At 50.5% G+C, this 20,212-nt stretch carries 24 protein-coding genes; 22 read left to right on the top strand and 2 right to left on the bottom strand.

Annotation, left to right across the window (positions count from 1 at the left end; all coding sequences use genetic code 11):
• Positions 1-6 precede the first annotated feature (6 nt).
• Both LAJLEIBI_RS17035 and LAJLEIBI_RS17030 read left to right on the top strand, forming a co-directional pair.
• Positions 7-372, top strand: coding sequence for a flagellar export chaperone FliS (locus LAJLEIBI_RS17035; protein WP_006443388.1), 366 nt, complete (start codon positions 7-9; stop codon positions 370-372).
• Positions 369-785, top strand: coding sequence for a hypothetical protein (locus LAJLEIBI_RS17030; RefSeq protein ID WP_006443387.1), 417 nt, complete (start codon positions 369-371; stop codon positions 783-785). Before LAJLEIBI_RS17035 ends, LAJLEIBI_RS17030 begins: the two co-directional genes overlap by 4 nt.
• Before the next feature lie 47 nt (positions 786-832).
• Here the strand turns inward: LAJLEIBI_RS17030 and LAJLEIBI_RS17025 are convergent, their stop codons facing one another.
• On the bottom strand, positions 833-1,528 hold the full coding sequence (locus tag LAJLEIBI_RS17025; RefSeq protein WP_050765511.1) for a C39 family peptidase: 696 nt from the start codon (positions 1,526-1,528) through the stop codon (positions 833-835).
• A gap of 64 nt (positions 1,529-1,592) precedes the next feature.
• On the opposite strand from LAJLEIBI_RS17025, the gene LAJLEIBI_RS17020 reads away from it, so the two are divergent.
• The 18 genes from LAJLEIBI_RS17020 (at position 1,593) to atpC (ending at position 16,866) form a co-directional block, all read left to right on the top strand.
• Positions 1,593-2,345, top strand: a complete 753-nt coding sequence (locus LAJLEIBI_RS17020) for a cell division ATP-binding protein FtsE (RefSeq protein ID WP_006443384.1) — start codon at positions 1,593-1,595, stop codon at positions 2,343-2,345.
• Positions 2,317-3,642: a nucleotidyltransferase family protein gene (locus LAJLEIBI_RS17015; protein ID WP_006443383.1), complete on the top strand. Its 1,326-nt coding sequence runs from the start codon at positions 2,317-2,319 to the stop codon at positions 3,640-3,642. The genes LAJLEIBI_RS17020 and LAJLEIBI_RS17015 overlap by 29 nt, the downstream gene beginning before the upstream one ends.
• Positions 3,643-3,710: 68 nt before the next feature.
• Positions 3,711-4,037, top strand: a complete 327-nt coding sequence (locus LAJLEIBI_RS17010) for a flagellar biosynthesis anti-sigma factor FlgM (RefSeq protein ID WP_167534352.1) — start codon at positions 3,711-3,713, stop codon at positions 4,035-4,037.
• Positions 4,030-4,479, top strand: coding sequence for a flagellar export chaperone FlgN (flgN, locus tag LAJLEIBI_RS17005; protein WP_006443381.1), 450 nt, complete (start codon positions 4,030-4,032; stop codon positions 4,477-4,479). Before LAJLEIBI_RS17010 ends, flgN begins: the two co-directional genes overlap by 8 nt.
• A 21-nt stretch (positions 4,480-4,500) precedes the next feature.
• Positions 4,501-6,048 carry a flagellar hook-associated protein FlgK gene (flgK, locus tag LAJLEIBI_RS17000; RefSeq protein WP_006443380.1) on the top strand — a complete coding sequence of 516 codons (1,548 nt, stop codon included), beginning with the start codon at positions 4,501-4,503 and terminating at the stop codon, positions 6,046-6,048.
• Between the two features lie 11 nt (positions 6,049-6,059).
• Positions 6,060-7,058 (top strand): flagellin N-terminal helical domain-containing protein, encoded by a 999-nt coding sequence (locus LAJLEIBI_RS16995; protein ID WP_006443379.1) that lies wholly within the window; start codon positions 6,060-6,062, stop codon positions 7,056-7,058.
• Between the two features lie 34 nt (positions 7,059-7,092).
• Positions 7,093-7,710: a DUF6470 family protein gene (locus tag LAJLEIBI_RS16990; protein ID WP_006443378.1), complete on the top strand. Its 618-nt coding sequence runs from the start codon at positions 7,093-7,095 to the stop codon at positions 7,708-7,710.
• A 24-nt stretch (positions 7,711-7,734) separates the two neighbouring features.
• Positions 7,735-8,172, top strand: coding sequence for a flagellar assembly protein FliW (locus LAJLEIBI_RS16985; protein WP_006443377.1), 438 nt, complete (start codon positions 7,735-7,737; stop codon positions 8,170-8,172).
• 2 nt (positions 8,173-8,174) lie between these two features.
• On the top strand, positions 8,175-8,411 hold the full coding sequence (locus tag LAJLEIBI_RS16980; RefSeq protein ID WP_006443376.1) for a carbon storage regulator: 237 nt from the start codon (positions 8,175-8,177) through the stop codon (positions 8,409-8,411).
• Between the two features lie 94 nt (positions 8,412-8,505).
• Positions 8,506-10,245 carry a GGDEF domain-containing protein gene (locus tag LAJLEIBI_RS16975; protein WP_006443375.1) on the top strand — a complete coding sequence of 580 codons (1,740 nt, stop codon included), beginning with the start codon at positions 8,506-8,508 and terminating at the stop codon, positions 10,243-10,245.
• Between the two features lie 423 nt (positions 10,246-10,668).
• Entirely contained in the window at positions 10,669-11,331 is a 663-nt protein-coding gene (locus tag LAJLEIBI_RS16970) for a F0F1 ATP synthase subunit A (RefSeq protein WP_040435582.1), read from the top strand.
• Between the two features lie 35 nt (positions 11,332-11,366).
• Positions 11,367-11,591 (top strand): ATP synthase F0 subunit C, encoded by a 225-nt coding sequence (atpE, locus tag LAJLEIBI_RS16965; RefSeq protein ID WP_040435581.1) that lies wholly within the window; start codon positions 11,367-11,369, stop codon positions 11,589-11,591.
• A gap of 15 nt (positions 11,592-11,606) precedes the next feature.
• Entirely contained in the window at positions 11,607-12,107 is a 501-nt protein-coding gene (atpF, locus tag LAJLEIBI_RS16960; RefSeq protein ID WP_006443372.1) for a F0F1 ATP synthase subunit B, read from the top strand.
• Entirely contained in the window at positions 12,088-12,621 is a 534-nt protein-coding gene (locus LAJLEIBI_RS16955) for an ATP synthase delta subunit family protein (protein ID WP_040435093.1), read from the top strand. Before atpF ends, LAJLEIBI_RS16955 begins: the two co-directional genes overlap by 20 nt.
• Positions 12,622-12,626: 5 nt before the next feature.
• On the top strand, positions 12,627-14,132 hold the full coding sequence (gene atpA / locus LAJLEIBI_RS16950) for a F0F1 ATP synthase subunit alpha (RefSeq protein WP_040435092.1): 1,506 nt from the start codon (positions 12,627-12,629) through the stop codon (positions 14,130-14,132).
• 12 nt (positions 14,133-14,144) lie between these two features.
• Complete coding sequence (gene atpG / locus LAJLEIBI_RS16945) at positions 14,145-15,041, top strand: ATP synthase F1 subunit gamma (RefSeq protein WP_006443369.1); 897 nt, start codon at positions 14,145-14,147, stop codon at positions 15,039-15,041.
• 10 nt (positions 15,042-15,051) lie between these two features.
• Positions 15,052-16,446: a F0F1 ATP synthase subunit beta gene (gene atpD / locus LAJLEIBI_RS16940; protein ID WP_040435580.1), complete on the top strand. Its 1,395-nt coding sequence runs from the start codon at positions 15,052-15,054 to the stop codon at positions 16,444-16,446.
• 3 nt (positions 16,447-16,449) lie between these two features.
• Positions 16,450-16,866 (top strand): ATP synthase F1 subunit epsilon, encoded by a 417-nt coding sequence (atpC, locus tag LAJLEIBI_RS16935; protein WP_006443367.1) that lies wholly within the window; start codon positions 16,450-16,452, stop codon positions 16,864-16,866.
• On the opposite strand, the gene LAJLEIBI_RS16930 is transcribed toward atpC, so the two are convergent.
• Positions 16,867-17,745: a LysR family transcriptional regulator gene (locus tag LAJLEIBI_RS16930; protein WP_040435091.1), complete on the bottom strand. Its 879-nt coding sequence runs from the start codon at positions 17,743-17,745 to the stop codon at positions 16,867-16,869.
• Positions 17,746-17,917: 172 nt separating this feature from the next.
• Between LAJLEIBI_RS16930 and LAJLEIBI_RS16925 the strand changes: the two genes are divergently transcribed.
• Positions 17,918-18,949, top strand: coding sequence for a YeiH family protein (locus tag LAJLEIBI_RS16925; RefSeq protein ID WP_006443365.1), 1,032 nt, complete (start codon positions 17,918-17,920; stop codon positions 18,947-18,949).
• 161 nt (positions 18,950-19,110) lie between these two features.
• Positions 19,111-20,145: a sugar ABC transporter substrate-binding protein gene (locus LAJLEIBI_RS16920; protein WP_205689575.1), complete on the top strand. Its 1,035-nt coding sequence runs from the start codon at positions 19,111-19,113 to the stop codon at positions 20,143-20,145.
• The last annotated feature ends 67 nt before the right edge of the window (positions 20,146-20,212 follow it).

Genomic DNA, 20,212 nt, shown 5'->3' with positions numbered 1-20,212 from the left:
AGGCATATGAATGAAAATGGTTACCGGCAGTATAAAGAGCAGTCAGTTATGACGATGACAAAAGGGGAGCTTCTGCTAGTGCTTTACGATGAACTGCTGAAGAGGCTTAAAAGGGCGGAGCTCGCTCTGGACACGGAAAATTATGTGTTGTTTGAACAGTCCGCAGGCCGCTCGGTGGAAATTGTACAGTATCTGAAAGATACACTGAATTATGAATATACGCTGAGCAGGGAACTGTCCAGCCTCTATGATTTCTTTCTGTATGAACTGAGCAGACTTCAGGCCGGAAGGAAAAAGGAGATCATACAGGAGCTGCAGCCGCTTGTCAAAGAACTGAGGAATACATTTGCGGAGGCGGAGAAGGCAGTATGAGCGGCGCGTATATGGAAGGTCTCCTGACGGAGATCATCAAAGAGCTGAGGATAAAGTACAGGCATATGGATGAGATATGCCGTCTGACGAAGGAACTTGCGGACGGGCTCTCAAGAGACGACAAAGTGACGGCCGAAATGGTGCTTGAGATGCGCGGGAAAGAGCTGGAGGCTGCGGCGGAGAGCGACCGGCATATGAGTCTATATATTGCAGGCGCGCGGGGAGAGGACGCTGAAAAGCTCTCTGATCTTATCGGTGGAAGGATGAAAGAAGAGGAACTTCCGGATTCCGGATCATGGAAAGAAGCATGGAACATTGTGGAAAAGACAATGAATATATGGCAGCAGACGGTAGAGACCGACCGGGTGACAAGTACGCGTCTCGCCGGAGAGGATTCCTATTATAAGCAATAAGAAAACCTTTGGAGTAATACGGATATGTATTGCTTCAAAGGATTTTTCTATGGTTTGGAAAGTACCCAGACCGGACCGCCGTCCCGGGCTGAACGGGAGAGCTGGGTTATAAGTGTATCCGCGGGCCATGCCGAGGAGGAACGCTCCTGACTGGCAGGATCCGCAATCAATATATTTCCGCTGTCGTCATAACCGTAGGCGACGATGAAATGTCCGGAGTCCGTAAAGTCTCCGGGCCCCATGAGCAGTATGAGAAGCTTGTCCGCAGACAAGGCCATGCGAAAAGAATCCGGAGTCAGAGGCGTGAGCTTCTCTGCTTTCAGTCCGTAGCCTTCAGCCCCCCGTGGAATGAGTGCATGGACAGAGCCTCTTCCGGGGGAATAATATCCGTTGGCATACGACCAGGCAGCTGTGTCGGCAGGCGTGATATTCTGGCCTGTTAAGGAAGCGACAGCGATCGCGAGAGCGGTCGGACCGCACCCGTAAGACGCCATAGGGTCACGTCCTCCGTACAGATAGCTGCTCCAGGACGGATCTGCCTGGCTGTATACAGTGACCGGGATGCTGTATCCGCCGCCGGACGCTTCCGGAGGAAGCTTACCGCTGCCCGGTTCCGCTTCCAGGGCCGGCGACGAACCTGCGGGGGGCGTCTGGACAGCCGCAAAACAGCCTGAAGCAGAAAGGGGCAGGCTGCATACGGCAGCAGCGCAGCATGCACATAGAACGTGGAAACATCTTTTCATGCCGGACCTCCTTTCACGTTTGATATACCATATATATCGGAAGAGAATGAGGAAAAAATAAGAAATGCAGAAGGAAATAAAGTTTAATCATGTGACAAAAATATTCGGACAAGACACGATCGGACTGGAGGATGCTTCCTTTGAGATCGAACACGGGGAGTTTGTATTTATCGTAGGCAGAAGCGGCTCGGGTAAGAGCACCCTGCTCAAGCTTCTGAGCGCGCAGCTGTTCCCGACATCAGGGGAGATATGGGTCGGAGGATGCGAGACAGGCCGTCTGACGAGTAACCAGCTCCCATATTACCGGAGGCAGTTCGGGATCATGGAGGCAGAGCTGGGGCTTCTCAATGACAGGAACGTGTATCAGAATATCAGCCTTGCGATGTACGCGACCGAACAGCCGAGGCATCTGATCAAAAAGCGGGTGGAACAGACGCTTTCCACTGTGGGCATCGCCCACCGTTCGCTTGCCCGTCCCGGGGAGCTGTCGGTGGGAGAGGCCGCAAGGGCGCTGCTTGCCAGAGCTATCGTAATGAATCCGAAGATCATGGTAGTAGACGAGCCGACGGCCAACTTAAGCCCGGGGGCCGCCTGGGATATGATGTGCCTGTTGGACGAGCTGAACAGGCTCGGTGTGACGATGATCGTGGCAAGTCATGCGAGGGAGCTCGTCTCCGTCATGAAGAAAAGGGTCATAACACTTGTGGCGGGAGCTGTAGCCGCAGATGAAAGAAATGCCATCTATGATTTGAAGAGAATGGACATATTTGAGGAGAAAAGGATAGTGCATGAACGAGAAAAGAATAAGAAATTATGAAGTGAAATGCCTTCTGCAGATGCTGGAAACGATAATCAGCGGAGAGGAACTGCCAAAGTGGAATAAACAGCCGGAGTGGGGGAGCCTGTATAAACTGTCGGATTATCACGGTGTGGCAAATATGGTATACTATGCAGTCCTCGGCATGGAAGGGGAAAAGCTTGCGCCGTGGAAGCCTAAGTTCGAGGAGCGGTTCCACCAGGCGGTGCTGGCAGAAGAACGTTATTCCTCTGCAGTACCCGAGCTTCTTAACGAACTGGAAGCCCGGAAGATACACGCGGCTGTACTCCAGGAGTACCGGATGCGCGCCTTCTATCCCCAGCAGGATATGAGAGGACTTAAATGTGTCAGCCTTCTGGTGGAAAAGGGGAAAGAGGAGAAGCTTGGAGAGGCGCTGGCGTATCTTGACTATGAGAAGAAGGAATCCAGGACGGAAGGGGAAGAGTGGTACTATAAGATCCCCGGCGTATTGATCATCATAAGGACGGAGCTTCCTTTCACAAACCGGAAAATGCAGAAATATTTTGCGGTGCCGGTCAAAAGCTACGAGAAAGAAAGAGGCCATAAGTATATACACACCTTTCTGCCGGAAGAGTATTATATCCATATCATAGGCTGCTCTGCGGAACAGTATGCGAGAGGCAGCCTGGACATACGGGATATGGCGGATCTGTGGCTCTATTATCTGAAAGTCTACAGAGATCTGGACTGGAAAGTGATAAATAAAGAGCTGGAGTATCTTAAGCTTGTGGAATTCCACGTATACCTCATACAGCTTGCCGCGTACTGGTTTGGGGGAATGCTTTTCCCGGAAAACGACGCAGTGTTTGACGCCATGGAAAAATATATTCTGACAAAAGGAATGCAGGGCAGAAAGATCAGCGCCACTTTACTGCCGCTCGTAAAAGAGGTGGCGGATTTTTACAGAAAGGATCTGAAACGCAAGCGCAGAGAACAGATGCTGGACTGGGCGTTTCCCCATATGGACTATATGAATACGATGTTTCCGTACCTGCACAGGGCGGCGTGGCTTCTTCCGGTCTGCTGGCTGCTGAGGCTTGCGAGGATGGGGGGACGTCAGGCTTATGTCACAGTGGCGGAGAGAAAAAGAAGAGCGCGGCGGGCATGGGAGGCGTTTTGGGATCCGAAGGCAGAGGCGGTCCGCAGTGTGATAGGACCGAGGATAGATCATCTGGAGAAAAAAATAAGGAATTTCCGCCGCAAAAGCTTTGGACTTGCGGAGGATGTACGGTTTAAATTGGCAAAACAGGTGCAAAAATTGAAAAGAAAAACTTAATATTCATACCGGATTGACGATAATCTAAATATACAGAGGTACATTATGATATGAAAGGGGCAGTGAACATGAGTATTTCAATAGACGGCAATAATCTGTCAAACCGTTATATAAATAAACTTTCTCAGGCGGCTTCGGAAAACCGGGCGGTACAAAATGAGAAAGGTGAAAGAAAATTTGACGAGATACTGATTACTGCCAACAGCCGGCAGATCGAGGAAAAGAAGATCACAGAGGAGCTGTCGCAAAAGACAATGTCTCAGATAATGCAGACAACACCTTCAGAAAAGATCGAAGCGCTGGAAAAAGCCGTTTCAGAAGGACGATATAAAGTAGACGCAGATGCGCTGGCTTCCAGAATCCTTCTGCAGAAGGGAGAAGGCGCTGATGAATGAGTTTGCAAAGATCATAGAGGATCTGATCGTGTTATTCCGGGAACTGACCGCCCTGGAAAGCATTAAACTGAATGCCGGGAGGACGGATCAGGTATCTGCGGTGGAAGAGTGCATGACAAAAGAGCAGTCGCTTGTAATGCGGCTTAAGGGATTGGAGCAGGCAAGAGAGAAAAAGCAGGAAGAGCTCGGCTTTGGAGGTATGCGTTTTCAGGAAATACTGGAACATATATCCGGCGCAGACCGGGAAAGATTCCTCGGACTGTTTGATTCTCTGAGCCGGGAGATACAGATGTTCCAGGAAGTCAGTGAAGACGCGGCCCGGATAATAGAAGTGAATATCCGCCGGCTTGACAGAGAGATCCAGCGAAGAGAAGGCCGGTTATATGAAAACAGCGGAAAAGAGCAGACAGAGGAAAAGCATATGACGGACCGAAGTGTTTAAAGTACAAAGGAGGACAGCAGGATGATACGTTCCACATTTGCCGGTTTTACGATGGCACAACAGGCACTGAGTGCAAACCAGCGGGCAATCGATGTTGCCGGTCAGAATCTATCGAATATAAATACACCGGGATACACGAGGCAGCGCCTGGATCTGGCAAGTATTTCGCCGGTGGGAGCCAGCTTCAGCAGCTCGGTATATGACAATAAAGTAGGACAGGGCGTAATGATGAAAGGCATCAGCCAGATCAGGGATCCGTTTCTGGATATCCAGTACAGGAACCAGATCGCAAAGGTAGGAACCGCAGATGCTGAAGATCAGATACTGGAAAGACTTGGAGAGATCTTCGATGAGACAGACAGCGCAGCTGTCCGCGAAGCGTTCAACAATGTTATCACACAGCTTAAAAATATGGCGAATCCGCAGGATGGAGGAGCAAGCAGTACGGACGCACTCGTGCGCTCGTCTTTTGAGGTGCTCATCAATGCGATCCATGAAAAAGCAAACGCAGTGGATGCTCTGGAGGAAGAGATGATCAAAAAGATGACGGACTCTGTCATCCCGAACATCAACACGTGCCTCAATGAGATAAAGAATCTGAATGAAGAGATCAAAAACAGTCAAATACTTGGGAATCCGGCGCTGGAGCTTCAGGATGAGCGCAATAAGCTGCTGGACGATCTGGCCACATACCTGCCGATAGAGGTTTCGTACAGGACGGACACGTCAGGCGGAGAGCCGATAGATCTGCTGGATGTCACGTTCAGAGACAGCGCGGGTACAAAGCATACGCTCATATCGGATACGAAGATCGGAGAGTTCCATTTTGACGGTACGGGAGGGATCCCAGTGTCGCTGGAAGTCACAGACGCGCTCAACCCGGGAGGGGGAGCGTCAGATATCACAGATCTTATCCAGAACGGAGTGCTCAAAGGCAATATAGATATGCTGAATAAAGCAGAGATCTTCGACGGCACGGACACGAAGGGGATCGGATACTACAGAGGAATGTTTGACGCTTTTGTGAACAAACTGGCCACAGTGATGAATGACCTGAACGGGGACGCGCTGTTTGAAAAAAGTGACGGAAGCGGAGCTGACCAGCCTTTCACGGCGTCCAACATCAAGGTGTCGGAAGGCTGGATGAACGGGACCGTGTCGATCAAGAAGTCTGACGGCGCCGTCGGCGGTACGGGCCCGTCCACAGAGTATAAGAACGTCCAGCTTATGATAAACGCGCTGATCTCGGATAAGCAGGTCTTCACAGTAAAAAGGCCTGATGGCGCAGACGTCACGGTATTTACAGGCACGATCCAGAACTGTTATGACAATATACAGAATGTGCAGGCGATCGAGCGGAAAGCATCGGCATCCATTCTGAAGAACCATCTGACGGTACTGAATCAGATATCAGATTCAAGAGACGCGGTCTCAGGAGTGAACATGGATGAGGAAGTCATGGACCTGATGCGTTACCACCAGTCTTATAATGCCGCGTCCAGGCTGATGACAACAATGGATGAGATGCTGGACAAGCTTATCAATGACACCGGGGTAGTAGGAAGATAGAAGGAGGCAGGATGATGCGGATAACGACGAATATGATAAGAAGAAATTATCAGAACAATCTGAATTCCACCTTGAGCGGACTGGAGCAGGCCCGCAGGCAGGCGGAGACCGGAAGGCGGTTCAGCAAATCATACGAAGATCCTTCCGCAGCCGCCAAGGCCACGATCCTTGAGAACAGATATGCCAGAAACGGCGATTACAGAAATGCGGTAGAGGATACGATGAAGTGGCAGGATACCCAGGAAGATGTTCTTATGCAGCTTGGCAAGATCGCCGAGGAAGTAAACAAGAACTACGGAGTAGAGGCGGTCTCCGGCACGAACGCGAGTGTGCGGGATACGTATGCCGCAACGTTCCGCGAGATGCAGAAATCTATGATCTATGCTTTGAATACAAAGTATGGGGATACATTTGCGATGGCCGGCTCTGACGGACAGAATGCGCCGTTTGAGCTAAAAGAGGACGGTACGGTCACATACCGGGGGCTCGATGTGAACGACCCGGCCAATACCGACGCGCTCAAAGCGCTCTCACGGGAACATTCATATATAGACCTTGGTTTCGGACTTACCTTTGACGGCGGCGGAGAGATCGTGTCGTCCAGTGCGTTTGACGCCGCGTTCCCCGGAATAAAGGCAGTGGGATTCGGGCAAAGTGATGACGGAACGAGCAACAATATAATCGTGCTCATGGGACAGATGGCGGATGTGCTCGAGGAGGATAACTTTGACGAAGCGGCTTACAAGAAGCTCTGGACCCAGTTTGACAAGGGTGCGGGCGATCTGCAGAATTGTCTGACAGAGATCGGGACGAAGACGAAGCTTCTTTCATCCACGAAGGATCGTCTGGAGAACGAGAAGCTTAATATAACGACCCAGTTCGACAGTACGGTAAATATTAACGAGGCAGAGGCTTTGATGAACTTTTCTTATGCTCAGTACGTGTATAATGTCGCGCTCAAGATCGGAACGAGTCTTTTATCGAATTCTCTGCTGGATTTTATGAAGTAACATGTATACTGATTTTATAGTGAGGTGATAGTTAATGGATCAATTACTTAAAATTACGACGATACCGATCGAGTATGAGCTGAAGATCAATGACGCAAGGATGGAGCGCAGAAACGGAACTGCGGAACTGGAGATCAGCCGCAGTGAAGGCGGCATGAATATCAGGAGCAGACCGATCCGGCTGCATCTGGATACATACGAAGCGAGAAATTCTGTTGTCCCTACTACAAAGACATCTATAACCCAGGCGGCGCAGAAAGGGCATCAGGCGGCGTATCAGGCCACTGCCCAGTTCGCAAAGGAGGGGCAGATATTGCTGAAGACAAAGATAGGGGAAGGCGGCGAGGCGCTGCAGTCGATCTTTGAACAGAGAGCGGCGGCGCCGGCGGGAGAGTTCCAGATGGGATTTATTCCGACGGCCGGCCCCGATATCAGCTGGGAGGCACCGTCGCTTTCTATCAGATATGAGATGGACAAGTTGAACTTTGACCTGAAGATAGACAAAGGCGACGTGAGATTTATCCCGGGAACGATCGAACTGGCCATATCCCAGTATCCGGATGTAGAGATCGAATATATGGGAGATCCTATATATGTTCCGCCGAGCGCAGCCGCTCATTTTACGGGAGAAGTGGTGGATGTCAGAGTATAGGCGGACAAGAGCGGGGGGAGATATATGAAAGAAGATAAAGAAAATTGCTGTCCCTATGAGGAAGCGGAACTCATCCGGTTTGAGGATGGTCTGTTCGGGTTTGAAAGCTATAAGTGCTTTCTTCCGCTTCCCATAACGGAAGACAGCGATGCTGTGCTGAATCTGCTGAGTGTGGAGGACGAGAGCCTGTCCTTTGTTATTATGAATCCTTTTATGCTGATGAAGGACTATGCGCCCAGGCTTACGGAAGAGATATACGAGAAGCTTGAGGCAGACAAAGAGACGGACTTGTCTTATTATGTCATATGCGTGGTTGGAAGCAGGCCGGAGGAGAGCACTGTTAATTTCAAATGTCCTATCGTCGTCAACACGGTCAGCAGAAAAGCAGTACAGGTCATACTGGAGTCGGAGAAATATCATTTCCGTCATGCTCTTAAAGACCTGGAGAAAGAGGAGGTCTGAATATGCTTGTCTTACAGCGCAAAAAAGGTGAATCCCTTTTATTGGGAGATGATATTCAGATCTCTGTCGTTGACATCGGGGCGGATACTGTCAGACTTGCGATCGAAGCGCCAAAAGATGTGAAGATCCTCAGAAAAGAACTGGCGGAAGCTGCGATAGCCAACCAGGAGGCGGTAGCGGACCAGGAACAGATACAAAAAATAAAAAGTATTCTCAGCTCAGACCGGCACAGTGTCTGAACGTCCGGAAAGTTTTGATTTGCCTTGGAACTGCTGATTCTGAGGCTTTTTATTATGATTGGATCTATGTCTGAGAGTACAGGAGGTGTCAGTTATGAAAGACTTTCATTCGGTTTTAAATCTTTTTATATCCAGCCCGGGTATCTTGTTTTTGGCTTCGGTTGTATTTACGTTTGCAAGTTTTTACTGGGTCAGAAAGCTGCTGGCTGAGTTTCGTACTTCTCTTTGGCCGGCACTGCTGGCGGGGGTTTTTAACGGAAGCATCGCCGTACTTGCGGAACTGGCTGTGGACAGGCCGACGCCCTATCTGATGATGGCGTTTGTACCGATCGTCACAGTGCTGGAACTGAGGCTTGTGTCCAATGACAGCTTATGGGCATATCTGTTTATACTGTCCGCTTTTCTTCTGAACTTCAGCGCGGTACATGACCTGGCGGTGGCGGCGATGGGGCTTTGGAGTTACAGGGATGTATGCTCTCCTTATTCGGCGGAGTACCGGATCGGGATATTTACGATGGCGCTGCTTGCGGCGGCAGTCATACTTCTTCTGCTTGCCAGGTTCATGCCTGCCAAAGAGATGTCTTCGGTGATGCATTCCAGGGAAAAGAGCATGATGCTGTTTTCTTATATGGCGTTCGGAAGTGTCGTGCTGATCACCGCCTCCGCCATCACGGTGCCGGTTCTCTTCAGTGACAGTATATCGAAGAAGATCACGGTGCCGATATTTCACGACCTGATATTAAAGGATCTTCTGATCCTCGGATGCAGCTATCTCATAGCGCTGCTGCAGTGTCACGCGGAACGGGCGGCTCAAAAGAACAATGTTCTTACGGAAGAACTACAGCAGGAGAAAGAATTCCGCTCCGCCATTCAGAGGCAGGCAATCATGAGTTATACGGTCAACATAAGGAAGAACTGTATAGTAGAAGGGCTGTCTTACTTTTCCAATTATATCAAAAACGGCGGGTCCAACAACTACTCGCGCATTCTCCGGGAAGAAATATGTGAGAATGTGCATCCCTTTGACCGTATCAGGGTACTGGGGGAAAGCGCCGAACGTTCGGCGATGGGCCTGAATCAGCATGAAAACAGCAGCCATGCGTTCCGTTTCCGGATATCCCGCAAATATCTGGAAGAGTCTGCAAAATGGACGCTGCCTGAGACGTGCGGATGTAAGACAGACGAAGAGTGGATCTGGGTGGAGGCAAGGATCATTATTGTTCACGAAGAGGTCTCGGACGACCTTATCGCTTATGTTGACGTGATGGATGTAAGCGAGTGTGTGGAGCAGGAAAATGAACTACTGAACGCGGCGCAGATCGACGGTGTTACGGGGCTGTACAACCGGACCGCGCTGGAAAAATATATTGATATCCAGCTCAGCGAGAGAATCGTGTCGGGAGCCATGTTTATCATAGATATGGATAACTTTAAGCTGGTAAACGACTCCTTTGGGCACAGGGCCGGGGACAACCTTTTGTATGAGATGGGAAACGTGATCCGTTCCCAATTCCGGCGCAGAGATATTATAGGGAGGATCGGAGGAGACGAGTTCTGCGTGTATGCGGTAAATCTGCGTTCCATTAAAACGATCGAAGATAAGGCGAGAAGGCTGAACGCGGCGGCTGTGCGTACCCACGTTACGGAGCAGGGGAGGGAATTCCAGACAACGATCAGCATTGGGATCGCTCTTTGTCCTGATTTTGGAGACGCGTATGATTCGCTGTATGAGCATGCGGATATTGCGCTTTATCAGGCGAAACGTTCCGGAAAGAATACGTTCTGTATCTATTCGGGAGAACCGAGGACAGAGTACAGCGGAGACCGCATGTAACGGAAAATGAGAACGAAAATGTGAACAGGCAGCAGGGCAGTTCAGGCCCGCTGCCTGTTTTGCGCACATGTAAAAATCACCAAAAAATATTTTTTGATATACAAAAAAATAGTAAAAAATTGGAGAAAAATTGTATAAATTTAATCTTGAAAATTTCAAGGTGCTGAAAGGTCATTTTAAAACGGAAAAAATAAATAAAAAGGTGAAAACGCAGACAGGCAGATTGTAAAAAAATTACTAAAAAATATGAATTTACATGTTTGTTTATTTAATAGGAAGAGTTATTGACAAATTATTTTATTGGCAGTAATGTGTATACAACTTTCGGATGCTTTCGTTTTCAGGTGTCCGGCAGTTTTTTAAATGACAGAGAAATTAGACACGAAGGAAGGGGATAATACGGAAGAGCTAACGAAGAATCTGTTGGAAGAGTTGAATTGTCAGACAGTTTTTACGATTCCGGTATTCGGAGGAATAGCCGTAGATGAATCTATCGTCGTAACATGGATCATTATGGCGGCCCTCACGGTTCTGTCAGTTGTATTTGTGAGGAATCTGAGCGTCGAGCATCCCGGCAGGGTACAGCTTGCGCTGGAATCTGCCATCGGCTGGGCGCAGGATTTCTTTGAGGGGATCATCGGGAAGGAGAATAAGAGGTACATACCTTATCTCATCACGGTGGCTCTCTATCTGGCCGTTTCAAATGTGATCGGGCTGCTCGGATTTAAACCGCCGACAAAAGACCTGAACGTGACGGCCGCGCTGGCAGTCATGAGCATGATCCTTATAGAATATTCGGGGATCAGGAGGAACGGAGGAAAGCACTGGCTCAGGCATTTTGCAGAGCCTGTCCCCGTAGTGGCGCCTATCATGGTGCTGGAGGTGTTTATCAGGCCGCTGTCGCTCTGTATGCGGCTGTTTGGCAATATGCTCGGTGGTTTTGTCGTGATGGAACTGATCAAGCTGGTCGTTCCGCTGCTTGTACCGATTCCGCTCAGTTTTTATTTTGATATATTTGACGGGTTGCTGCAGGCATATGTATTTGTGTTCCTCACTGCGTTATTCATGAACGAGGAAATGGAATAGTAAAAAATCAGAAAAGGAGATAAAGAAGAATTATGATGGGTACAATTATAGCTATTGGAGCAGGAGTTGCAGTATTGACAGGTCTTGGAGCTGGAATCGGTATCGGGATCGCCACCGGCAAGGCGACAGAAGCGATCGCAAGACAGCCGGAGGCAGAAGGCAAGATCAGTAAGACACTGATCCTCGGATGCGCACTTGCGGAGGCAACTGCTATCTATGGGTTTATTATCGCTCTGCTGATTGTTTTCTTCTTAAAATAAGAGGAGGTACGGAAGGTGCTGAGATTAGACTTTAATCTTGTGTTAGAGATGATAAACCTGCTTGTGCTCTTCCTGCTGCTGCGCAGATTTTTGATCCGCCCCATTACGAATATCATGGAGAAAAGAGAAGCTATGATCGCAGATGGGCTTAACAATGCCCGGAGCGAGCAGGAAAAAGCGCTTGAGCTAAAGCGGCAGTATGAGGACTCCTTAAGAGGAGCCAGGGAAGAGTCCCGAAAGATGCTTGAGCAGGCCGGGCTGGATGCAAAGGATGAATATGACCGTATCGTGAGCGATGCCGATGACCGGGCGGACAAAATGCTTCGATCTGCCAGAGATGCCATCAGCGCGGAAAGAGAGCAGACGATGCTTCGCATGAAGACAGAAGCTGCGAAGCTGGCCATGGACGCCGCCAAAAAGATCGTGACAGGGTATGGCGGACCGGATGACAGCCAGTCAGCCTATGATTTATTTTTGGAAGAAGCGGGTGATAGTCATGAAGACAGGGAAGACTAGGCGCGGCCGCCGGACTATGACTGCGGTCAGGTATGCGGCGGTACTGGATGAGCTTGCGGTTCCTCAGGAGGAATTGGACCGTACGGTCCAAATTCTGGACAGCTGCCCGGAACTTAAGGGGATGCTTGAAAGCCCTGTTATAAGTAAGGCGCAGAGAGGCCGTGTCATTGACCGTGTATTTCCGGAGTGTGTGAGGAACTTTCTCAAGGCAGCCGCGGACCGCGGCGGGATAGGAGAAGTGGCGGAAAGTATAGATATATACAGGGAGCAGAGGCTTAAGAAGGCCGGGATCATAACGGCCGGACTGATCTATGCAGAACCGCCCGACGCAGAACGGCTTAAAAAGATGGAACAGTTCATATGCAGACAATACGGAGCATCCGGCGTGCGCTGGGAGATGGAGGAGAATACGTCATTGATCGGAGGATTCACCCTGCGTGTAAACGGCAGAGAATATGACTATTCCGTACTGGGCCGCTTAAAGGGGCTGGAGCAAAAATTAACCTGGAGGTGAAGGGATTGAGCGCGATCAGTTCAGATGAAATTATATCTATCCTTAGAGAAGAGATAGAAAATTATGATATGGTATGCAGAGACAGGGAAACTGGTTTCGTTGTTTCTGTCGGCGATGGAATTGCCACTGTCTATGGCATAGACCATGCCATGTACGGTGAGATCATCACCCTGGAGACAGGGCTTAAGGGCATGGTGCAGGATATAAGGCAGAATGAGATAAGCTGTATTCTCTTCGGAGATGATTCAGATATAAAGGAAGGGACGAAGGCGGCGAGGACCGGGAAACGGGCGGGAGTTCCTGTCGGGGAGAAGTATATAGGAAGGATCGTGGATGCGCTCGGAGCGCCGATCGACGGTCTCGGCGGGATCGAGGCAGATGATTACCGCCCGGTAGAGCAGGAGGCGCCCGGGATCGTGGAGCGCCGATCGGTCAGTGTGCCGCTGGAGACCGGAATTTTGTCCATTGACTCTATGTTTCCTATCGGCCGCGGCCAGAGGGAGCTGATCATCGGCGACCGGCAGACCGGCAAGACATCCATCGCGGTAGATACGATATTGAATCAGAAGGGGAAGGATGTCATCTGTATCTACGTTGCGATCGGCCAGAAGGCGTCCACGGTGGCACAGCTTGTCAACACGCTGCGTTCGTACGGCGCGCTGGATTACACGACGGTATTCTGTTCCACGGCCAGCGAGTGCGCGCCGCTGCAGTATATAGTCCCCTATTCTGCGACGGCGCTTGCAGAATATTTTATGTACCAGGGAAAAGATGTGCTCATCGTGTATGACGACCTGTCAAAGCATGCGGTGGCCTACCGGGCCATATCCCTTCTCCTCGGCCGTTCTCCGGGAAGAGAGGCTTACCCCGGAGATGTGTTCTATCTTCATTCAAGGCTTCTGGAGCGGAGCAGCCGTCTGAGTGAGGAGGCAGGAGGGGGTTCCATAACCGCGCTGCCTGTCATCGAGACACAGGCCGGGAATGTATCGGCATATATCCCAACGAATGTGATATCCATAACAGACGGACAGATATTCCTGGAAAGCGATTTGTTCAATGCGGGGATGAGGCCTGCGGTCAACGTCGGCCTGTCCGTATCCCGTGTGGGGGGCGCTGCGCAGACAAAGGCGATGAAAAAGGCTTCGGGAAGTGTGCGTATAGACCTTGCCCAGGCCCGTGAGATGGAGTCCTTTACACAGTTCAGTTCAGACCTGGATGACGCCACGAAGATGCAGCTTAAGTACGGCGCCTGCCTGACGGAGCTTCTGAAGCAGCCGCTGTGCCGTCCGCTCAGCCTGTCTGAGCAGGTCATTACACTCTGCGCGGCAACGCACAAAGCGATGCTTGATGTGGACACAAAGGATATAAAAGAGTTCCAGATGGGAATGCTGCGTTATATTGAAAAGAAATATCCGGAGATAGGGAAAGAGATAGAAGAGAAACAGGCGCTTGACGATGAGCTGACAGACCGGATCATCAAAGCGGCCGAGGAATATAAAGAAAACAGGTAAGCAGGTGTAACTATGGCAAATGCAAGAGAACTGAAAGAACGGATGGCAGGTATCCAGGAGACGAAGAAGATCACGAATGCCATGTATCTTATCTCTTCTTCCAAGATGAAACAGGCCAGAAAGAAGCTGGCTGACACGGAACCGTTTTTCTATGCCATGCAGGCGGAGATCGCCAGAATACTCAGACATGTACCTGACATGCACAGCCACTTTTTTGACGGGCGTGAAAAGACGCCGCCGGAAAGAAGAAAGACGGGATGCATTGTCATCACGGCCGATAAGGGGCTTGCCGGAGCTTATAATCATAACGTGATCAAGCTTGCGCAGGAGAAACTAAAGGAGCCGGGAGAGCACAGACTGTTCGTGCTCGGAGAGCTGGGACGCCAGTTTTTTTCCAAACAGGACGGCCTTGAAGTCGATACGGACTTCCGGTACACAGTACAGAATCCGACGATGCACAGAGCGCGCCTCATCACGGTGAAGATGACGGAACTGTTTGAGACCGGTGAACTGGATGATATCTACATCATCTATACCCGTATGAAAAATGCCATGCAGGCGGAGGCGGAGATGATCAAGCTTCTGCCTCTTAAGAGGCTGGACTTTACACCGGAAAATATACCATATCTGTCTGGTGTGTACAGGGAGGAGATCACGCTGTATCCTTCCGCCCACAGCGTGATGGACAGTATTGTACCTAACTATATCAACGGGATCATCTATGGATGCCTTGTGGAAGCGTACTGCAGCGAGCAGAATTCACGTATGCAGGCGATGCAGAACGCGACGGACAGTGCATCCCAGATGCTGAGTGAATTAAACATGACTTATAACCGTGTGCGGCAGGCAGATATCACCCAGGAGCTTACAGAGGTGATCGGCGGAGCCAATGCACAGAAAAGGAAGTGAAATCAACATTATGGTAAAAGGTAGAATTGTACAGGTTATGGGACCGGTCGTCGATGTGGAATTTGACAGCAGAGAGGACCTTCCGTTCATAAAAGATGCGCTCGAAGTGGACAATAACGGGAGGCGGTCCGTTATGGAGGTTGCCCAGCACACGGGTAATAATACTGCCCGCTGTATTATGCTTGCATCGAGTGACGGGCTTTACAGGGGCATGGAGGTGACTGCCACAGGAGCAGGGATCAAAGTGCCGGTTGGGGAGCAGACGCTCGGACGTCTGTTCAATGTACTCGGTGAGACGATCGACGGCAAAGAAGCGATAGACAGCGGCAGCCGCCGCTGGGAGATCCACAGGAAGGCTCCAGGCTTTGAGGAGCAGAGTCCCGCGGTAGAAGTGCTGGAGACGGGGATCAAGGTGATCGATCTGCTGACACCGTATGCCAAGGGCGGGAAGATAGGACTTTTCGGCGGAGCCGGCGTAGGCAAGACCGTACTGATACAGGAGCTGATCCATAATATTGCGACTGAACACGGAGGCTATTCTATATTTACCGGCGTGGGAGAGCGCTCCAGGGAAGGTAATGATCTGTGGACAGAGATGGGTGAATCTGGAGTGCTGGATAAGACGGCGCTCGTGTTCGGGCAGATGAATGAGCCGCCGGGAGCCCGTATGCGTGTGGCGGAGACCGGTCTTACGATGGCGGAGTATTTCCGGGATGAGGAGCACCAGAATGTACTGCTCTTTATCGACAATATCTTCCGGTTCGTGCAGGCGGGCTCCGAAGTCTCCGCGCTGCTCGGCCGCATGCCGTCGGCCGTCGGATACCAGCCGACGCTTGCGCAGGAGATGGGCGCGCTCCAGGAGCGGATCGCGTCGACGAAGAACGGTTCCGTCACATCGGTGCAGGCAGTATATGTACCGGCCGATGACCTGACGGACCCGGCGCCTGCGACAACGTTCTCTCATCTCGACGCAACGACAGTTCTGTCAAGGAAGATCGTGGAGCAGGGCATTTATCCCGCGGTGGATCCGCTGGAATCCACGTCCCGCATACTGGAGGCGGACGTGGTCGGCGAGGAGCACTACCGGGTCGCCAGAAAGGTGCAGGAGATACTGCAGAAATATAAAGAACTGCAGGATATCATTGCCATCCTGGGAATGGAGGAACTTTCGGAGGAAGACAAAAGGACGGTCAGCCGGGCGAGAAAGATCCAGAAATTCCTGTCGCAGCCTTTCTCGGTGGCCGAGACCTTCACCGGCGTCAAGGGAAGATATGTGCCCCTTAAGGACACGGTGCGAGGTTTTAAGGCGATCATTGACGGAGAGATGGATGAGTATCCGGAAAACGCATTTTTTAATGTGGGAACGATCGAAGAAGCAGCGGAAAAAGCCAAAAAGGAAGTGTAAGATATGAATACATTCTTTTTAAAAATCATCTGCAGCGATAAAGTGTTCTTTGAAGGCCGCTGCCAGAATGTGATCCTGCCGACACCCGACGGACAGAAAGGTGTGCTGGCCCACCATGAAAATATGGTCGTAGCGGTGGAGATCGGTGAGCTGCGCTTTCAGACAAAGGAAGGGGAATGGAACACGGCGGTTGTATCAAAAGGATTTGCAGAGATAATAAACAACCGGGTCTCTGTGCTTGTCAATGCCGCGGAACGGCCGGAGGATATCGACGTCCTGCGGGCCAGAGAGGCCAAGGAGCGTGCGCAGGAACGTCTGAGACAGAAGCAGAGCATACAGGAATATTATCTGTCCCAGGCGTCCCTCGCAAGGGCGATGACACGTCTGCGGGCATCAAAAAGCGGGAAGAAGTACATTTGATCAGAAAAATAATTCGTTGAACAACTGTTCAAAGGAAGCTTCAAACAGATTATTCTTTTTCCATACGATCGAGATCTCGTGCGTGATGCCGGGGGATGTCAATTCTATTTCTTTGAGAATTCCATCCTCCAGCTCTTTTTTTACGGCAGTTTTGTATAAGAATGTTATACCGCAGTCTGCCGTAACGAGCTCTTTTATCGTATTCATATTGCCGATCGTGATGACGTTGGCAAAGTCTTTCAGTGTGATGTCTGCATCTTCCAGCGCCTGTTCCATGATCTTGCGCGTGCCGGAGCCCGGCTCACGGATGATAAGGCTCTCTGACGTAAGATCACATAGTGTCTCAGGACGCCGTATGAACGCGTGGCTCTGGCTGCAGACAGGGATAAACTGTTCTTGCCGGTAAGTCTGATGTCTGTAGGAGGCGTGGGGGTAATCCCCTTCCAGCAGGGCAAAATCGATCTTACCATCGTCAAGACTGCTCAGAAGCTTTTTTGTATTGGCTACCGTAACGGTTATGTCCGAATCCGGGTGAGAACTCAGATAGCGGATAAGCGGATCTGATATCATGTACTCGCCGACGGTGAGTGTTGCGCCGAGGCGGAGCGTATTCCTCTTGTTTTGGAGCATCGAAAGCTGTTCCCGCAGGTAGATCTCGTTGTTTCTCAGAGCGGTGAATGATTTCCGAAGCAGCTCTCCGGCATCTGTGAGAAAGATCTTCTTTCCCTCAAAGCGGAAAAGCTTCGTTCCGTAGTAGTCCTCAAGATACTGAATGTGCTGTGATACTGCGGGCTGCGATACGTGAAGTGTCCTGGCAGCCTTTGTAAAGCTCATCTCATGGCAGACAGCGAGAAAAGTCTCGGTTCTGTTGTCCAGCATAGCGTCCTCCTCTGTACGTCGGCGCTGCCTCAGACGGCAGGCCGGTTTTAAACTCATGATAAAATGATAACATATACTTATAAAAAAATAAATAATTATAATTTTACATTATGATAATTTAATGGTATTATTTTCATGTTGCGTGAGAAAAAAGTTATCTGGAGGAAAAGAGATGGAATTTGTAAAGAAAAACTGGAAAGGTATGCTTGTGTGTATCGCCATAGCAGTGCCGTCATGGTTTCTGGGAAAACAGTTTCCGATCATCGGAGGCCCGGTGATCGCCATACTGGCAGGCATGGTCATTACACTGTTTATAAAAGAAAAGGGAAGTCTGGAGAGCGGGATCAAGTTCACGTCCAAGAAGATCCTGCAGTATGCGGTCGTCCTTCTCGGGTTCGGACTGAACCTGCGGGTGATCCTTGAGACGGGAAGGCAGTCGCTGCCGATCATAATCGCCACGATATCCACATCACTCATCATCGCCTACGTGCTGCACAGAGCGCTTCACATCCCGGGGAAAATATCGACGCTTGTCGGCGTCGGGTCTTCCATATGCGGAGGATCAGCCATAGCGGCCACAGCGCCGGTCATAGATGCGGATGACGAGGAAGTGGCACAGGCCATATCGGTCATATTTTTCTTCAACGTGCTGGCCGCGGTATTGTTTCCGATGCTTGGCACAGCGCTTGGATTTTCGAGCAGCTCGGGAGAAGCGTTCGGTATCTTTGCCGGTACGGCGGTGAACGACACTTCCTCTGTAACGGCGGCCGCGTCGACGTGGGACAGCATGTTCGGACTCGGCAGCGCCACGCTTGACAAGGCGGTGACTGTAAAACTTACAAGGACACTTGCGATCATTCCGATCACTCTCGTGCTGGCGTTCATCAGGACGAGAAAGGCAGAGAAAGAAGCTGCGGGAAAGGTATCATTAAAACAGGTATTCCCATTTTTTATCCTGTACTTTATCGGCGCTTCCGTCATAACGACCGTGGCGGTAAGCGCGGGAATCTCCGCGGAGGTGTTCATGCCCCTGAAAGAATTGTCCAAATTCTTCATCATAATGGCTATGGCTGCGATCGGACTTCATACAAACATCATCAAGCTTGTAAAGACCGGAGGCAAACCGATACTCATGGGAATGGCCTGCTGGATCGGAATAACGCTGGTGAGTCTGATCATGCAGCATACGCTCGGACTGTGGTAGCAGGAGGGAGGATTCTGAAGAACCATCCCGCACGGAAGGCCGGTTGACTAAAAAAATTCCGCCGCATTATCTAAAAAGAGACGTCTATGAAAAGGCGTCTCTTTTTCTTATACTCTAATCACAACAAACAATTCATTCTAAAGAAAACGGAGGAAAATGTTATGAAGAAATTGTTGAGTGTTTTGCTGGCGGCGGCAATGATGGCTGCGCTCCTCATGGGCTGCGCCGACAAAAAGGAATCCAAAGACAGCAAAGATGGGGGCAGTAAAGATGTTACGATCGCCTTCAGCTTTGAAGACCTGGAGACGGAGTTCTGGGTGGCTGCCCATGAGATCATCACAGATACATTGAAGGATGAAGGCTACAAGGTGATCGAACTGAACTGTCAGGGGGATGCAAACAAGCAGCTGGAGCAGGTGAACGACGCACTCACCCAGGATATCGACGGAATCATTATGATACCGGTAGACGGGGATACGGCCGTGACAGTGACCGCCGCGGCAAATGAATCCGAAGTACCGATCGTCATCTTTAACCGTCCGCCTACGTCTGATGAAGGCAGCAACATCACGGTTGTGTGCGACAACGCGACGACGGCAGAAGCGACAGTGGATTATATGGTAGAGCAGGCGAAGGCAAAATTCGAGAAGACCGGAAAGAAGCTTACACCTTGTATACTCGTAGGAGACCTTGGGGATCCGAACGCGATAGAACGTAAGAATGGATTCTACGCGGCGGTCGAGAAGGAAAAAGATATCTTCAATGAAGTGATCGAAGTGCCTACAGAGTGGGACGCTGCTACCGCGCTTGCCAATCTGCAGAGCGCAGTCCAGGCCAATCCGGATATCGACTTTATCTTCTCCTCATCAGATTTCCTCTTCCCAACCATTCAGTCCGTTGTGGAACCATTAGGAAAGTGGCAGAAAGCAGGGGACGATGGTCACATCATACTTGGAGGACTTGACGGGGATTCCACAGCAGGAAAGCTTATCGACGAGGGATATGTGGACGCTACAGGTGTCCAGGACTTATTCTATGAGGCCGACGCGGCTATGAACGGAATCATCAAGGCGATAGAAGACGGCGAGACAACACCGGACGAGATCGTGGAAGACCCGGGATTTGCTCTCACGCAGGGTAATCTGGCAGAAAAGAGAATGGATATGTGGGGCAACGCAGTAAGCGCTGAAAAATAAAGGGCATAAGGGCCGCCGCCCGGCAGTGAACTGCCGGCGCGCGGCCCAAACGAATACAAGGAGGTTA

This window comes from [Clostridium] hylemonae DSM 15053 (assembly GCF_008281175.1).
Taxonomy (GTDB): domain Bacteria; phylum Bacillota; class Clostridia; order Lachnospirales; family Lachnospiraceae; genus Extibacter; species Extibacter hylemonae.
The sequence above is the reverse complement of the archived record's forward strand: the minus strand, read 5'-3'. Positions and strand labels throughout refer to the sequence as shown.

Bases quoted from the DNA above. Each gene is read 5' to 3' on its own strand.
- LAJLEIBI_RS17015 (WP_006443383.1), top strand. From the start codon at position 2,317: ATGAACGAGAAAAGAATAAGAAATTATGAAGTGAAATGCCTTCTGCAG.
- LAJLEIBI_RS16975 (WP_006443375.1), top strand. From the start codon at position 8,506: ATGAAAGACTTTCATTCGGTTTTAAATCTTTTTATATCCAGCCCGGGT.
- LAJLEIBI_RS16930 (WP_040435091.1), bottom strand. From the start codon at position 17,745: ATGCTGGACAACAGAACCGAGACTTTTCTCGCTGTCTGCCATGAGATG.
- LAJLEIBI_RS16980 (WP_006443376.1), top strand. From the start codon at position 8,175: ATGCTTGTCTTACAGCGCAAAAAAGGTGAATCCCTTTTATTGGGAGAT.
- LAJLEIBI_RS17020 (WP_006443384.1), top strand. From the start codon at position 1,593: ATGCAGAAGGAAATAAAGTTTAATCATGTGACAAAAATATTCGGACAA.
- LAJLEIBI_RS16990 (WP_006443378.1), top strand. From the start codon at position 7,093: ATGGATCAATTACTTAAAATTACGACGATACCGATCGAGTATGAGCTG.
- flgK (WP_006443380.1), top strand. From the start codon at position 4,501: ATGATACGTTCCACATTTGCCGGTTTTACGATGGCACAACAGGCACTG.
- LAJLEIBI_RS16925 (WP_006443365.1), top strand. From the start codon at position 17,918: ATGGAATTTGTAAAGAAAAACTGGAAAGGTATGCTTGTGTGTATCGCC.
- LAJLEIBI_RS17035 (WP_006443388.1), top strand. From the start codon at position 7: ATGAATGAAAATGGTTACCGGCAGTATAAAGAGCAGTCAGTTATGACG.
- LAJLEIBI_RS16995 (WP_006443379.1), top strand. From the start codon at position 6,060: ATGATGCGGATAACGACGAATATGATAAGAAGAAATTATCAGAACAAT.
- LAJLEIBI_RS17025 (WP_050765511.1), bottom strand. From the start codon at position 1,528: ATGAAAAGATGTTTCCACGTTCTATGTGCATGCTGCGCTGCTGCCGTA.
- atpG (WP_006443369.1), top strand. From the start codon at position 14,145: ATGGCAAATGCAAGAGAACTGAAAGAACGGATGGCAGGTATCCAGGAG.
- atpD (WP_040435580.1), top strand. From the start codon at position 15,052: ATGGTAAAAGGTAGAATTGTACAGGTTATGGGACCGGTCGTCGATGTG.
- LAJLEIBI_RS17030 (WP_006443387.1), top strand. From the start codon at position 369: ATGAGCGGCGCGTATATGGAAGGTCTCCTGACGGAGATCATCAAAGAG.
- LAJLEIBI_RS16985 (WP_006443377.1), top strand. From the start codon at position 7,735: ATGAAAGAAGATAAAGAAAATTGCTGTCCCTATGAGGAAGCGGAACTC.
- flgN (WP_006443381.1), top strand. From the start codon at position 4,030: ATGAATGAGTTTGCAAAGATCATAGAGGATCTGATCGTGTTATTCCGG.
- atpC (WP_006443367.1), top strand. From the start codon at position 16,450: ATGAATACATTCTTTTTAAAAATCATCTGCAGCGATAAAGTGTTCTTT.
- LAJLEIBI_RS16955 (WP_040435093.1), top strand. From the start codon at position 12,088: ATGAAGACAGGGAAGACTAGGCGCGGCCGCCGGACTATGACTGCGGTC.
- LAJLEIBI_RS16920 (WP_205689575.1), top strand. From the start codon at position 19,111: ATGAAGAAATTGTTGAGTGTTTTGCTGGCGGCGGCAATGATGGCTGCG.
- LAJLEIBI_RS17010 (WP_167534352.1), top strand. From the start codon at position 3,711: ATGAGTATTTCAATAGACGGCAATAATCTGTCAAACCGTTATATAAAT.
- atpE (WP_040435581.1), top strand. From the start codon at position 11,367: ATGGGTACAATTATAGCTATTGGAGCAGGAGTTGCAGTATTGACAGGT.